We start from the raw sequence: 14,519 nt of genomic DNA, 5'->3' as shown, positions 1-14,519 counted from the left end.
GTGGTCAGACACAAACCGTTTCAGTATGAACATATGAAGCCCTCATCGGCCATCTCCGCGCGTAGACCTGATCGCCTCGTAAGCTGTCCCCATGGCGAAGTGGACCCCCAGACACGAGGCGCCGGAGCCCCTGGAGGGCCCCGTGGTCGCCACCATCACCGGCGGCACCATCCTGTGGTTCGTCCTCTTCCTGGTCCAGCTCCCCTTCTACGGCTGGTTCGACGACCACGGCCACACATGGTGGGTGTGGACGTGCCTGGCCGGCGGCGGGCTGGGCCTGATCGGCATCTGGTACGTCCGCAAGCGCGACGCAGCGATCAAGCGCGCGGCGGCACAGAACCCGACCTGAGCCAAGACGCGCCCGCACCCGCGCACGGCGACAAGCCCGCACTCTCCGACGAGACACCCGGCCGCCCCCTCCCTACGCTCAGGAGATGGCGGCGAACGCTCGAAACCGTCGGCGTGCAACCGCCGCCCGACCGGGGAGGAGCGCAGCGATGACGACGCAGAACAGCGCGGCCGAGGCCGAGGCCGACCGTGCCCTGAAGTCCAAGCACCGGGCGATGTGGGCCCAGGGCGACTACCCGTCCCTCGCCGCCGAGGTCATCCCCGAGCTCGGGGCGGTCCTGGTCGAGGCGTGCGGAGTACGCCCCGGCCAGCGGGTGCTGGACGTGGGCGCCGGCTCCGGCAACGCCGCGATCCCGGCGGCCCTGGCCGGTGCGGACGTGGTGGCCTCCGACCTGACGCCGGAGCTGTTCGACGCCGGCCGGCGGGAAGCCGAGAAGCGCGGGGCGCGGCTCGCCTGGCAGGAGGCCGACGCCGAGGCGCTGCCGTTCGGCGACGCGGAGTTCGACACCGTGCTGTCCTGCGTCGGCGTCATGTTCGCCCCGCACCACCGGCAGGCCGCCGGCGAACTCGTCCGGGTCTGCCGTCCGGGCGGCACCATCGGGCTGCTGAGCTGGACACCGCAGGGCTTCATCGGCCGGATGTTCGCCGTGATGAAGCCGTACGCACCGCCGCCCCCGCCAGGAGCCGAGCCGCCGCCGCTGTGGGGGGACGAGGACCATGTGCGCGCCCTCCTCGGCGACCGCGTCACGGACGTCCGTGCCGAGCGCCGCACGGTCCGCGTCGACCGCTTCGAGACGCCCGAGGCGCTCCGCGACTACTTCAAGGAGCGCTACGGCCCCACCATCAGCGTCTACAAGAACCTCACCGGCGAACCCGAACGCGCCGCCGCCCTCGACGGCGCACTGGTGGACCTCGCCCGCGACGGGGACCTGGGAACGGGCCCCGGCGGGACCGTCCTGGAGTGGGAGTACCTGCTCCTCACGGCCCGCCGGGTGGGCTGACGGCAGGGCGTCGCACCGTGGTCCCACCGCATACAACTGCCGTACGACCACGGCACGGAGTCCGTCCTTCCCAGGTCGGATCTTCACCACATTCAGCGGGTGAAGCGGCAAAACCGCACGTACCGTCGAATGCATGACGCATCTCGACGCCGGTGCCCCGCCCGACTCCGCACTGCCGGCGACGGTCACCTCCCGCGAGACCGGCCTGACCGGCGCTCAGGTCGCCGAGCGGGTGGAGCGCGGACAGGTCAACGACGTGCCGGCGCGCAGCAGCCGGTCCACCGTCGACATCGTCCGGGCCAACGTCTTCACCCGCTTCAACGCGATCATCGGCGTGCTCTGGCTGATCATGCTGGTGGTCGCGCCGATCCAGGACAGCCTGTTCGGGTTCGTGATCCTCGCGAACACCGGCATCGGCATCGTCCAGGAGTGGCGGGCGAAGAAGACGCTGGACTCGCTCGCGCTGATCGGCGAGGTCAGGCCGACCGTGCGCCGCGACGGGGCGGCCGGGCAGGTCAGCACGTCGGAGATCGTGCTGGACGACCTGATCGAGGTCGGCCCCGGGGACAAGGTCGTCGTCGACGGGGTCTGTGTCGAGGCGGACGGTCTGGAGATCGACGAGTCGCTGCTCACGGGCGAGGCCGACCCGGTCGTGAAACAGCCCGGCGACCAGGTCATGTCGGGCAGCTTCGTGGTGGCGGGCGGCGGGGCCTTCCAGGCGACGAAGGTCGGCCGTGAGGCCTACGCCGCCCAGCTCGCCGAGGAGGCCTCCCGCTTCACCCTCGTCCAGTCCGAGCTGCGCTCGGGCGTCTCCACGATCCTCAAGTACGTCACGTGGATGATGGTCCCGACCGCCGTCGGCCTGGTCGTCAGCCAGCTGTTCGTGAAGGAGAACGGCTTCGACGACTCCGTCGCCCGCACGGTGGGCGGCATCGTCCCGATGGTCCCCGAGGGTCTCGTCCTGCTCACCTCCGTCGCCTTCGCCATCGGCGTGATCCGGCTCGGCCGCAAGCAGTGCCTGGTGCAGGAGCTGCCCGCCATCGAGGGGCTGGCCCGGGTCGACACGGTCTGCCTCGACAAGACCGGCACCCTCACCGAGGGCGGCATGGACGTCACCGAGCTGCGTCCGCTCCAGGGCGCCGACGAGACGTACGTACGGAAGGTGCTCGGCGCGCTCGGCGCGTCGGATCCGCGGCCGAACGCCTCCCTGAAGGCGATCATCGACGCCTACCCGGCCGTGGAGGGCTGGCGCTGCACCGAGGCCCTGCCGTTCTCCTCCGCCCGCAAGTACAGCGGCGCCGCGTTCGACGAGGGCGACGGGCGGTCCGGCCGGTGGCTGCTGGGCGCGCCCGACGTGCTGCTGGCGGAGGACGATCCGGCCCTGGCCGAGACCGGACGGCTGAACGAGCAGGGTCTCAGGGTGCTGCTGCTCGCCCGGGTCGCACGCGACCTGGAGGATCCCGAGGTGGCGCAGGGCGCCAAGCCCGTCGCCCTGGTCGTGCTGGAGCAGCGGCTGCGGCCGGACGCCGCCGACACCCTGCGCTACTTCGCCGACCAGGACGTCCGGGCCAAGGTCATCTCCGGCGACAACGCGGTGTCGGTCGGCGCGGTCGCCGCCAAGCTCGGGTTGTCGGGCAGCACCCTGGACGCGCGGCGGCTGCCCGCCGAGCAGGAGGGGATGGCCGACGCCCTCGACGGCGGGACGGTGTTCGGGCGGGTCACGCCGCAGCAGAAGCGGACCATGGTGGGCGCGTTGCAGTCCCGCGGGCACACGGTCGCGATGACGGGCGACGGGGTGAACGACGTCCTCGCCCTGAAGGACGCGGACATCGGCGTGGCGATGGGCTCCGGCTCGGAGGCGACCCGGGCGGTCGCGCAGATCGTGCTGCTGAACAACAGCTTCGCGACGCTGCCGTCGGTGGTCGCCGAGGGGCGCCGGGTCATCGGCAACATCACGCGGGTGGCGACGCTCTTCCTCGTCAAGACGGTGTACTCGGTGCTGCTGGCCGTGCTGGTGGTGTGCTCCCAGGTGGAGTACCCGTTCCTGCCGCGCCACCTGACCCTGCTGTCGACGCTGACCATCGGCATCCCGGCGTTCTTCCTGGCGCTCGCGCCCAACAAGGAGCGGGCGAGGCCGAACTTCGTGCGGCGCGTGATGCGGTACGCGATCCCGGGCGGGGTCGTGGCGGCGCTGGCGACCTTCGCGGCGTATCTGCTCGCCCGGGAGCACTACACGGGCGCGGGGGCGCTGGACGCGGAGACCAGCGCGGCGACGCTGACGCTGTTCCTCATCTCGATGTGGGTGCTGGCGATCATCGCCCGGCCCTACACCTGGTGGCGGGTCGCGCTGGTCGCCTCGATGGCCGGGGCGTTCCTGGTGGTGCTGGTCGTGCCGTGGCTGCAGCACTTCTTCGCGCTGAAGCTGGTGGGGGTGACGATGCCGTGGACTGCCGTCGGCATCGCGGCGGTGGCGGCGGCCGCCCTGGAACTCCTGTGGAGGTGGGTGGACCGCCGCTTTCCCGCTTAGCGCTCGGCTCGGACCGTGAGGGCCTGCGACGAGTTCCGTCCGCGAGCCGTATGTGGCCGTTCGCGCAGTTCCCCGCGCCCCTTCCAGGGCGCCTTCTGCGGGGCGCCCTTACTTCACGTCGACGTAGTCGCCCGTGGCGTTGACGGACGGGGTGGTCGTCGTGCCGGCGAAGCTGAAGCGCCAGTAGCCGTCGTACTGGGCGGTGGCGGTGGCCTTCACGTTGCCGTACTTGTCGGAGGTCACCGTCTTGACCGTGGTGTACGTGCTGGTGCCCGCCTTGCGGAACTGGAGCTTGACCGGCTGGCCCGTGTAGCCGTGGTAGGCGTTGTCCTCCCAGTTGGCGCGGGACAGCTTGCCGGTGGACGTGATGGTCTTGCCCTTGCTGACGGGCTCGGGGCCGGCGTTGACGGTCAGCTTGGAGTAGCGCTGCACCTTGGTGGTGCCGAGGCCGCCCTGCATCTTCTCCTCGTCGTTGCTGGTGACGGCGAGGGCGCCGGCGCCCCAGGTGCCGGCGTCGGAGTTGAACAGGTCGCCGTCGGCCGGGCGGATGGTGATGACGCCCTTGCAGTTGAGGACCGTCGAGGAGGCGGCGGTGCAGGTGGCCGGGTCGTCGCTGATGAAGAGGTTGTCCGCGGTGTCGACCGAGGAGCCGTGGTAGATCAGCGGGCCGGTGGCGAAGTTGTCGGAGCCGGTGTCGAGGTCGGCGGCGTGGGTCACGGAGAAGGTGACCGGCACGCTCACCACGTTGGTGGTGCCGACGACTATGTTCTTGCCGCCGTTGACCTTCACGTTGGAGAAGGTGACGTCGAGGTTCGACGCGGTGGTGCCCGTGCCCGCGTCGGCCGACGCGGAGCTGAAGGCCTGCTTGCCGGACGGGGCGTCGGCGGCGTGCGCGGCCGGAACGACGAGGGCGGAAAGGGCCAGGGCGCCGGAGACGGCGGCCACGGTGGCTCGCATGTGCATGTGTTCCCCAAGGGGAGAGTCGAACTAGGAGTCTGACTGACTCGGATGATCAGATCCACGAGCCCCGGGCAGGGTTGTAGGGTCCGGCCGGGTTTTGCCGTCTCATCCGCAATGTTTGACACGCTCGTGGCATATGCACGGCGTTGTGCCGCGGAAACGGCGCCGCCGGCCCCGGCATGGCTCCGGGACCGGCGGTGTCGTCGCTGGGGCGGTGTTACTGCACGTCGACGAAGTCACCCGTGGCGTTGATCGCCGGGGTGGTCGTGGTGCCCGCGAAGGAGTAGCGGAAGTAGCCGTCGGCCGAGGCCTTGACGGTGGTCTTCAGCTCGCCCGTGCTGTTGGACGTGATGGTCTTGACGGTGGTGTAGGTGTCGCTGCCCTTCTTGCGGAACTGCAGCTTCACCGACTGGCCGGTGTAACCGTGGTACTTGTGGTCGTCCCAGTTGGCACGGGACAGCTTGCCGGTGACCGTGATGGTCTTGCCCTTCTTCACGGGCTCGGGCGAGGCGTTGACCGTCAGCTTGGAGGCCCGCTGGACCTTGGCCGTCTTGTAGGCCTCGCGGATCACGTAGTCGCCGTCGTTACCGGCGGCAGCGGCCCACACCTTCCAGGTGCCGGCAAGGATGTTGCTGTAGACGTTCTCGTTCGGGTCGGCGATCAGCGTGACCTTGCAGGTGGCGGTGGTCGCGCTGGAGTTGGTGCAGTTGCCGACCTGCTCGTCGTCCAGGCTCTCCGGCACGATCGCGCCGTCGGCGTTGTCGGTGTCCGGGCCGTGCCACAGCATCGCGAAGGCGTCCTGGACGCCCTCCGGGTCGGTGGCCGTCACGGAGACGGTGAAGGACTTCTTGACGGTCGTGCCGACCACGATGTTCTTGCCGCCGTTGACGGTCACACCCGTGATCTTGGTGTCGCCCAGGGACTCGTCCGCCGGAGCGGCGGCGGCGAACGGCGTGGCCTTCGAGGTGGACGGAACCAGCGACGCCAGGTCCGGCGTGTGGTTGTCCGCCTGCGCGGCGGGCACGGCGAAGGCGGAAAGGGCCAGGGCGCCGGTGACGGCGGCCACGGTGGCTCGGATACGCATGCGTTCTCCAAGTGGAGAGGGACCCCGGTGCTCGTCGTCGGCTCTCGGGGGCCCAAGTGATCGTGGAGTCTGTTGACTCAAGTGATCAGATAGCCCAGCGATGCGTATGGTTGTACGACAGGTGAAAAATTTGTGCGGGAGTTTTCATCGACCGTCGGACGGCACACCAGGAGTGCGCCGCCCCGGCCGTACCTCACCACCGGCTCAGTCGAACCACCGGTCCCGCGCCAACTCGTCCGTGCGGGACGGGTCCTCCAGCAGCGCCGCCACCTCGAACCGCCGCGGCCACTGCCCCGCCGCCCAGGCGAGCCCCGCGGCGACGCCCTCCAGGGTCGCGGCATGCAGGACGCCGTCGTCGGTGAGCCGCCAGTCGATCTCCACGCCGTCGACGACGAGTTCCTCGTGCTCGACGTAGGAGGACGGGGTCTGCCGGCCGAGCAGCATCCGCACCGGCTGCGGCACGTCGTGCTCCGTGCCCTCGGAGGTGACCTCCCCGGTGACCGACTCGCTCAGCCGCCGCACCTGGAACAGTTCGGCCAGCTCGGCGGCGCGTGACGGGCGGACGGGAAGCAGCGGCACGCCCTCGGTGAACGGCAGCAGGTCGGGCGAGTCGCACACCACGGCGTCGGCCGCGTCCACGACCTCCACCCGGCCGTCGACGACCGCCCGCAGGTCGTCCGGCAGGGTCACCTGCTCGGGGTCCAGATCGGCCAGCGCCCCGTACAGGGCGTGCAGTTGAGCGCCCGTCACCTCCCGCTCGGGGTCGGCGAGCCGCTCCAGCAGCTCGGCGGCACCGCCGGGCTCGTCCAGCAGCGCGGCGACGGACGTCCGCACCCCCAGCGCCCGCAGTACCTGCTCGTCCTCGAACCCGGTCGCGTCGGCCTCGTCGTACAGCCCACGCAGCAGCGGATCACCCCCGGCGGCGCGCAGTCCGGCCGGGCGGCGGCCGTCGAGCACCGGGTTCCCGCGCAGCCACCAGGCGGTGTACGGCCGGACCGTCTCGTGCGTCCCGTCCGGCAGCAGGATCCGCACGGGTTGCACGATCGCGTCCCTGAACGGCGGCCGGGACAGCAGCGCCAGGGCCTGCGCCCACTTGTCCTCGTCCACGAGGTCCAGGTCCCGTACGGCGACGATCTCGGTGGCGACCGGCGGCACCGGGCTGTCCGGGAAGCGGTCGAGGACGTCCTCGCACCACACGTCGACGGCGTCCAGCAGGCCCGCGTCGTCGGGCTCGGCGAAGTCGCCCTCCCGGGGCTCCAGTTCGTCCGGGTCGAGGACGACGTCGGTGGCGCGGACGAGCGCGAAGTCCACCAGGACACCGCACGCGGCGAGCGGCTGCTCGCCCCACTTCTCGGCCAGTTCCGCGTCGACCGCGGCGAGTTCGCCCTCGCGCATGACCTGGGCGAAGGGCCCGCCGGGGAAGACGAGTTCGCACGCCGGGGCCGGTTCGCCGTCCTCGTCGGGCAGGGCGAGCGCGCCGAGCCAGGGCTCGTCACCGGGCTCCAGGCCGGCGTCCCGCACCAGAGCGAGCACGGTGCCGGCCAGTTCGTCGGCGTCGAGGGAGTCCTCTTCCCAGTTCACGCCGCCCTCGTCGTCCAGGGACGCGGCGACGGCGACCCGGACCTGCGGGGTGGTGAGGATCGCCCGGGGTGTCGCGGGCAGGGCGCCCAGCTTCTCCAGGATCGGGTGGGCGGCGTCGGGGTGGGCGACCTTGAGGCCGAGCCGGGCCAGCACTTCGGGGTCGATCCGGGCGGCTTCCGCACCCGGCAGCAGGACCTGCCGGGGCCCGATGGTCGTCCGGCCGTCCGCCAGGGGCACCGGGAGCCCCGACAGGCGGTCCGGGTCGATGCCGGCGAGGCTGTCGTAGAGCCGCCGCCACCAGCCGGGTTCCTTCTCCAGGCCGGCCAGCCGGTCGGTCGCGTCGGTCAGCGGGACGCGGGCGACGCCCAGGGTCCGCAGCTCGGCACGGCGCTCGAGACCGGCGGGCAGCAGGGTGGGGAGCACCTCGGCGAGCACGCGCACGGTGTCCGCGCCCGCGCCCTCGACGACCTCGGCGTCCCGCGGCCGCAGGGTGTCCGGCAGCTCGTCGTCCTCGCGGGGCGGGAGCGCGGGCGGCAGGAAGGAGGTCCGCGGCAGCCGCTGGAGGATGGCCGAGCGCAGTGCACCGTCCAGTTCGCCCTTGCCGAGCGGACCCGGCACGAGGTCGATGATCCCGGACGCCACCGGCCGCCAGCCGCCGAGGAGTTCGGCGTAGGCGTCGGCCGCGCGCTCGACGAGGAAGTCGGTCAACGGGCCGGGGGCGGCGTGCCGGCGGGTGGAGTCGAGCGGGAACGAGGCGATGAGCAGGGCGGGGACGCCGAGCGGCTCGTCGCTCGGGGTGGGGGCGTGCACGACGGCGTTGGTGCGGGGCCGGGCCGGGCTGCCGTCGCTGTCCACGGGCACCGCCCAGGTGACCGACCAGTGCGGCCGCAGCCGTTCCTCGACGGGCCGGTCGGCGAGCAGGTCGGGCGTGAGGGGGCCGTGGGCGACGGCGGTGCGCCAGTGGGTGACGCCGTGGGCGGAGTCGTCGACGACCGTGAAGGCGCCGTCCGTGCGGCGGGTGAGGGTGCGCGGGCTCTCCCCGTTGATCTCGACGACCAGTTCTTGGAGCCCGGGGAGGGTGAGCAGCAGGGCGTCGTCGACGGCCCGCAGCAGACGCTCGGCGAGATCGGCGGCCGGGTCGTCCCGCAGCGGCAGGATGACGGCGGTGTCGTAGGGGGCGGGGGCGGTGCCCTCGGCGGCGTACGGCAGCCGCAGCAGGGGTACGTGGCCGTCCCGCCGCCGGACCTCGTCCCCGAGGCCGGGGCTGTGCCGGGCCGTCTCGGCGGCCAGTGCCCTGGCCTCGGCGAGCGACCACCGCACACCGCCGTGCCGGCCGACGACGGCGGGCTCGTCGGTGACGGACAGCACGGCGGCGAAGCCGACTCCGAACCGCCCCACGGAGGAGGTGTCCCCGGTGTCCCGCTTGGCCGACGCCCGCAGGGTGGACAGCGACTCGACCCCGGCCGCGTCCAGCGGGGCGCCGGTGTTGGCGGCGACGAGCACGTCGTCGCGCAGGGTGAGCCGCAGCCGCCCCGGTACTCCGGCCCGGGCGGCGGCATCGGCCGCGTTCTGGGCGAGTTCCACGACGAGCCGGTCCCGGTAGCCGCCGAGGACCAGGTCCTCCTCGGCGTTGGCGTCCTCACGGAACCGGGCGGGGCTGGTGGCCCAGGCGTCGAGGACACCGCGCCGCAGACGGGCGGTACCGAACGGATCGGCCCCCTCGGCGGCGGGCCGCACGAACTTGCTGCTCACGTTCCGTTCCTTCTCCTCGTGGACGTCCTCGTGGACGTGAGGAGAAGGTACCGCTTGGCGAGCGGACGACGTGCGCCCGCCCGGCGTGGGCGGCCCCGGGGTGGTAGCCGGAAGACGCGGGGGCTAGTGCCGCGGCAGCACTAGGAGTGCCCCAGTTCCTCCGTGTCCGCGTCCGCCGTCGGTGTCACCGAGCCCGAGTCCGGTGCCGGGCGCAGCGGGAACGGGTCGACCCGGGTCTCGTCGATGACCGGGGCGGGCGGCTGGGGCGGACGGGGCATGACCGCGGCCTCGGAGTGGCCGCCGCAGCCGTAGGCGAGGGAGACCAGGCGGCCGTCGGCCGGGGAGAACTCGTTGGCGCAGGCGCCGAAGGCCTGGCCGAGGGAGCCGCCGATGGGGACGAGGAAGCCGCAGCTGACGCAGGCCGCGGGGGCCGACTGGGCCATGGGGGTCTTGGGACCGAACGCCTCCTCCCAGCGGTCGGCCGCGCTGTGCAGGCCGTACCGGGACAGGACGCGCGCCCGGCGCATGCCCAGTTCCTCGGCGACCGCCGGGATCGAACCGCGGGAGGGGGGCAACGTGAAGCCGGAGGCGGAGCCGGTGGTGAGGTCCGCGTCCTCCGCCTCGACCAGGTCGGCCAGCTCGTGCGACACGGGGACGTTCGGCGCCGGCTCGTCCTCGCCCGAGTAGCCCGGCTCCAGGCGCAGGTCCTCGGCGTCGGTGGGCAGCAGATCGCCCGGCCCCATGTCGCCGGGACGCAGCCGCTCGCTCCACGGCACCCACTCGGGCGCCAGCACCGCGTCCGGACCGGGCAGCAGCGCCGCCTCGTCCACCGTGACGATCTTCGCCCGGGAGGCCCGGGCCACCGTCACCGCCCAGCGCCAGCCCCGGTAGCCGAGCTCCCGGCACTCGAAGAAGTGCGTGACAACGCGGTCGCCCTCGGAGACCAGCCCCACGTGCTCGCCGACGATTCCCGGCGCGGCGGCCTCCTCGGCTGCGGCGCGTGCGAGGTCGACGGCCTCGGCGCACAGACGGTCAGGGGTGCGGCTTCGCGTTGTCGCTGCGCTCACAGGTATCGCTTCTCTCCATACGCCGTCTCACGAGTGCGCCACTCCCGGCACAGGGGCGGACGGAGCGGACCGGGGGACCGCGTCGACGTCCTTCCTCCATTTTGCGGGATGGCTGAGATACGCACGCTACCCTTCCGCCCCACGCCGCGTACACCGACGGTCCTGTTGTGCCGTCGACCGCACCCCGGTCCGCCGCCCCGGACAGTCACCCCACAGGCCCTATACAAGCGGTAATGGCACTACCCACGGCCTTATCGGGGCACTATGACGTCGTGGCAGCCGCGAAGACACCCCCGGGCGCCACCGGGACCGGTGGGTCGAAAGGGGTCAAGGGAAGTATCCGACCGGGCGGACCGGGCCGTGTGGGCGGCTTCTTCCGCTCGGTCGGCCGTGCCCTGCACTTCCCGGTGACCGGCACGGCCCGCGGCATCCGCAAGGCCACCCACGCGCACGGCGCCGGAGAGTCCGGCCTCGGCAAGCTGATCGAACTGCACGGGGTGAACGGCGCCGGCGACGTCATGATCACCGTCGCTCTCGCCTCCACGGTCTTCTTCTCCGTGCCCACCGACGAGGCGCGCGGGCGCGTCGCGCTCTACCTCGCCATCACCATGGCGCCCTTCACCCTCCTCGCCCCCGTCATCGGCCCCCTCCTCGACCGTCTCCCGCACGGCCGCCGCGCCGCCATGGCCGGCGCGATGCTGGCCCGGGCGCTGCTCGCGATCGTGCTGTCCGGAGCGGTCGTCAGCGGCGGCCTGGAGCTGTACCCCGCCGCGCTCGGCGTCCTGGTCTCGTCGAAGGCGTACGGCGTGGTCAGAAGTGCCGTCGTGCCCCGGCTGCTGCCGCCACGGTTCTCCCTGGTGAAGGCCAACTCGCGGGTCACCCTCGGCGGCCTCCTCGCCACCGGCATCGCCGCGCCCGTCGGTGCGGGACTCCAGCAGATCGGGCCGCGCTGGCCGCTCTTCGGGGCCTTCGTGCTCTTCGTGGCGGGGACGATCCTGTCGTTCACGCTGCCGCCGAAGGTCGACTCCGCCAAGGGCGAGGACCGCGCCCTGCTGGCGGCCGACGAGCAGCACCTGCACGGCCCGCACCGCCAGCCGGTCAAGCGGCCCGGGCTGCGCACGGTCGGCCCGGCCGTCACCCACGCCCTGGCCGCCAACGCCGCCATCCGCTGCCTGACCGGGTTCCTGATCTTCTTCCTGGCGTTCCTGCTGCGCGAGCACCCGATCTCCGGCCAGAGCGCCGCCGTCTCCCTGGGGATAGTGGGCGTCGCGGCGGGCGCGGGCAACGCGCTCGGTACGGCCGTCGGGGCGTGGCTGCGCTCCCGGGCCCCGGAGATCATCATCGTGACGGTGGTGGCGTGCGTGGCGGGCGCGGCGATCACGGCGGCGGTGTTCTTCGGCGCGGTCCTGGTGGCCGGTCTGGCGGCGATCGCCGGGTTCGCGCAGGCCCTGGCCAAGCTGTCCCTGGACGCGCTGATCCAGCGGGACGTGCCCGAACTGGTCCGCACGTCGGCCTTCGCCCGCTCGGAGACGCTGCTGCAGATGTCCTGGGTGCTGGGCGGCGCGATCGGCATCGCGATGCCGCTCAACGGCACGGCCGGGCTGGCGGTGGGTGCCGTGATCGTCGGCATCGGGTGGCTGACGACCGTGCGGGGGCTGATCGACTCGGCCCGGCGCGGGAGCACGGGGCGGGCGCGGGTGGCCTAGGGCCGCACGGGGCCGGGCAGGGGGCCTTCCGATGGATCTCCCAGGGAGCCGTACCCCGCGTGGGCGGTCCGCTGCGCGGGCCCGATAGCCTTCGCCCATGAACACGTTGCAATCCGTTGTGCGACGCCGCCGCGCCGTCGCCGTCGCCGGCGTCGTATCCGCCGGACTGCTCGTCCTGTCGGCCTGTGACAAGCCGACGCCGATGGCCACGGTCACCGTGGGCAGCGACTCGGTGAACTCCGAGGCCACCTGCGGCGGCGAGGGCGACGCCCTGAAGCCGTCCGATCTCGCCGGGTGCCTGAAGGACAAGGGCATCAAGAGCATCTCCGTCGACCCCGACGAGACGGTGCGTTTCGGGGTCGACCCGGAGATCGCCGACGAGGGCTGGACGATCCTGATGAACGGTCAGCCGCTGACCGACTCCAGCACGAAGACCTACCGCACCATTCCGGGCAGCGTGTTCTTCAACGCCCAGTACGGCGCGCAGGGCAACTCGACGCTGGTGTCCATCAAGGAGGGCGACAAGGACCCGTCCGGCCTGTGGAACTTCAAGCTGAAGAAGGACGCCTGATCGCTGCCGCCGGGCTGAGCCGGGTGCTGGTGGCCACCGCTGTTCCTGTGGAGAGGGACGCGGTGGCCCGGGCCTTTCCCGACCACGGCGGCGTCGAGGTGATCGCCGTCGGTGTCGGGCCCGCGCTCGCCGCCGCCTCCACCGCCTCCGCTCTCACCGCCGCCGCCCTGCAGGGCGAGCCCTACGACCTCGTCGTGTCCGCCGGGATCGGGGGCGGCTTCCGGCCCGGGGCGCCCGTGGGGTCGCTGGTCGTCGCCGACGGGATCGTCGCGGCCGATCTGGGGGCCGAGACCGAGGACGGGTTCGTGCCGGTCACCGAGCTCGGGTTCGGGACCGTCAGGCACCAGCCGCCCGCCGCTCTCGTGCGGCAGGTCGCCGAGGCCACCGGGGCCCGCACCGGTGCCGTCCTCACCGTGTCGACCGTGACCGGGACCGCCGCCCGGGCCGCCACGCTGCGGGAACGGCACCCCACCGCCCTCGCCGAGGCCATGGAGGGCTTCGGCGTCGCCGAGGCCGCCGCCGCGCACGGCGTGCCCGTGCTGGAGATCCGGGCGATCTCCAATCCCGTCGGTCCCCGCGACCGCGCCGCCTGGCGGATCCCCGACGCCCTGGCAGCCTTGACGGAAGGGTTCGGGAAGCTCGCGCCCGTACTGGAGGGTTGGAACCGGCATGACGGTTGAGCAGCTGCAGATCGCGTACTCGCCCTGCCCCAACGACACGTTCGTCTTCGACGCCCTGGCCCACGACCGGGTCCCGGGCGCTCCGGCCCTCGACGTGACCTTCGCGGACATCGACATCACCAACGGCATGGCCGAGCGCGGCGAGTTCGACGTGCTGAAGGTGTCGTACGCGGTGCTGCCCTACGTCCTCGACGACTACGCCCTGCTGCCCTGCGGGGGCGCGCTGGGGCGGGGCTGCGGGCCGCTGGTGCTGACGCGGGAGGCCGGTCTCGACCTTGCCGGTCGTACCGTCGCGGTGCCCAGTGAGAAGTCGACCGCCTACCTGCTGTTCCGGCTGTGGGCGGCGGACACCCTGGACGGCGGAGTCGGCGAGATCGTCGTCATGCCGTTCCACGAGATCATGCCGGCCGTGCGGGACGGCAAGGTCGACGCGGGACTCGTGATCCACGAGGCGCGCTTCACCTACGGCCGGTACGGACTGCACAAGCTCGCCGACATGGGCGAGCACTGGGAGAACACCACCGGGCTGCCGATCCCGCTGGGCGCGATCATCGCCAAGCGGTCGCTGGGGGAGCAGAAGCTGCGGCTGCTCGCCGACTCCATCCGCACGTCGGTGCGCGCCGCCTGGGACGATCCCGAGGCGTCCCGGCCCTACGTCATGGAGCACGCCCAGGAGATGGACCCGGCCGTCGCCGACCAGCACATCGGGCTGTACGTCAACGAGTTCACCGCGGACCTCGGAGAGGACGGCTACGCGGCCGTACGCGGGCTCCTGACCCGCGCGGCGGCCGAGGGACTCGTCCCGCCCCTCGGCCCCGACGCGCTGCGCTTTCCCTGATCGGCGCTACACGTCCAGCTGGTCGGCGACCGCGCGCAGCAGGCCGGCGATCTTCTTTCCCGCGGTCTTCTCGGGGTAGCGGCCCCGCTCCAGCATGGGCGTGATGTTCTCCAGCAGCGTCGTCAGGTCCTGGACGATGGAGGCCAGCTCGTCCGGCTTCTTGCGGGTCGCGGCGGCGACGGACGGCGTGGGGTCCAGGATCGCCAGGGACAGCGCCTGGTCGCCGCGCTGTCCGGCGACGACGCCGAACTCCACTCGCTGGCCCGGCTTGAGCGTCTCGACTCCGGCGGGGAGGACCGAGGAATGGACGAAGACGTCGCCGCCGTCGTCACGGGAGAGAAAGCCGAAGCCCTTCTCACTGTTGAACCACTTGACCTTGCCGGTGGGCACGTCTGTCCTCGTCC

General features: G+C 72.4%; 12 protein-coding genes. 7 read left to right on the top strand and 5 right to left on the bottom strand.

What is annotated here, in order from left to right; translation table 11 throughout:
* Window positions 1–91 precede the first annotated feature (91 nt).
* From AB0B29_RS09695 to AB0B29_RS09685, 3 genes are all read left to right on the top strand, one after another.
* A complete protein-coding gene (locus AB0B29_RS09695; protein ID WP_362236292.1) occupies window positions 92–349 on the top strand; it encodes a DUF2530 domain-containing protein in 258 nt (85 codons plus the stop codon).
* Window positions 350–497: 148 nt separating this feature from the next.
* On the top strand, window positions 498–1,349 hold the full coding sequence (locus AB0B29_RS09690; RefSeq protein ID WP_362236289.1) for a class I SAM-dependent methyltransferase: 852 nt from the start codon (window positions 498–500) through the stop codon (window positions 1,347–1,349).
* Between the two features lie 133 nt (window positions 1,350–1,482).
* A complete protein-coding gene (locus AB0B29_RS09685; protein ID WP_362236287.1) occupies window positions 1,483–3,876 on the top strand; it encodes an HAD-IC family P-type ATPase in 2,394 nt (797 codons plus the stop codon).
* A gap of 108 nt (window positions 3,877–3,984) precedes the next feature.
* Here the strand turns inward: AB0B29_RS09685 and AB0B29_RS09680 are convergent, their stop codons facing one another.
* From AB0B29_RS09680 to AB0B29_RS09665, 4 genes are all read right to left on the bottom strand, one after another.
* The gene (locus tag AB0B29_RS09680) at window positions 3,985–4,839 is read right to left on the bottom strand and encodes a hypothetical protein (protein ID WP_362236284.1); all 855 of its coding nucleotides are present in this window, start codon (window positions 4,837–4,839) and stop codon (window positions 3,985–3,987) included.
* 214 nt (window positions 4,840–5,053) lie between these two features.
* On the bottom strand, window positions 5,054–5,920 hold the full coding sequence (locus tag AB0B29_RS09675) for a calcium-binding protein (protein ID WP_362236281.1): 867 nt from the start codon (window positions 5,918–5,920) through the stop codon (window positions 5,054–5,056).
* 204 nt (window positions 5,921–6,124) lie between these two features.
* On the bottom strand, window positions 6,125–9,253 hold the full coding sequence (locus tag AB0B29_RS09670; protein ID WP_362236278.1) for a sacsin N-terminal ATP-binding-like domain-containing protein: 3,129 nt from the start codon (window positions 9,251–9,253) through the stop codon (window positions 6,125–6,127).
* 140 nt (window positions 9,254–9,393) lie between these two features.
* Window positions 9,394–10,320, bottom strand: coding sequence for a DUF3027 domain-containing protein (locus AB0B29_RS09665; protein WP_362236275.1), 927 nt, complete (start codon window positions 10,318–10,320; stop codon window positions 9,394–9,396).
* 272 nt (window positions 10,321–10,592) lie between these two features.
* Here AB0B29_RS09665 and AB0B29_RS09660 point away from each other — a divergent pair, with 272 nt between their 5' ends.
* The 4 genes from AB0B29_RS09660 (at window position 10,593) to AB0B29_RS09645 (ending at window position 14,115) form a co-directional block, all read left to right on the top strand.
* Window positions 10,593–12,026, top strand: coding sequence for an MFS transporter (locus tag AB0B29_RS09660; RefSeq protein ID WP_362236272.1), 1,434 nt, complete (start codon window positions 10,593–10,595; stop codon window positions 12,024–12,026).
* Between the two features lie 97 nt (window positions 12,027–12,123).
* Window positions 12,124–12,597, top strand: coding sequence for a DUF2771 domain-containing protein (locus AB0B29_RS09655; RefSeq protein WP_170320984.1), 474 nt, complete (start codon window positions 12,124–12,126; stop codon window positions 12,595–12,597).
* Complete coding sequence (locus tag AB0B29_RS09650; protein WP_362236270.1) at window positions 12,567–13,277, top strand: futalosine hydrolase; 711 nt, start codon at window positions 12,567–12,569, stop codon at window positions 13,275–13,277. Before AB0B29_RS09655 ends, AB0B29_RS09650 begins: the two co-directional genes overlap by 31 nt.
* Window positions 13,267–14,115 (top strand): 1,4-dihydroxy-6-naphthoate synthase, encoded by an 849-nt coding sequence (locus AB0B29_RS09645; RefSeq protein WP_362236267.1) that lies wholly within the window; start codon window positions 13,267–13,269, stop codon window positions 14,113–14,115. Before AB0B29_RS09650 ends, AB0B29_RS09645 begins: the two co-directional genes overlap by 11 nt.
* 6 nt (window positions 14,116–14,121) lie before the next feature.
* On the opposite strand, the gene AB0B29_RS09640 is transcribed toward AB0B29_RS09645, so the two are convergent.
* Entirely contained in the window at window positions 14,122–14,505 is a 384-nt protein-coding gene (locus AB0B29_RS09640) for a cold-shock protein (protein WP_003991106.1), read from the bottom strand.
* Window positions 14,506–14,519: the final 14 nt, after the last annotated feature.

Origin of the sequence: Streptomyces tibetensis (assembly GCF_040647715.1) — a bacterium.
GTDB classification, from domain to species: domain Bacteria; phylum Actinomycetota; class Actinomycetes; order Streptomycetales; family Streptomycetaceae; genus Streptomyces; species Streptomyces tibetensis_A.
This window is presented reverse-complemented; position numbering and strand designations above follow the sequence as displayed.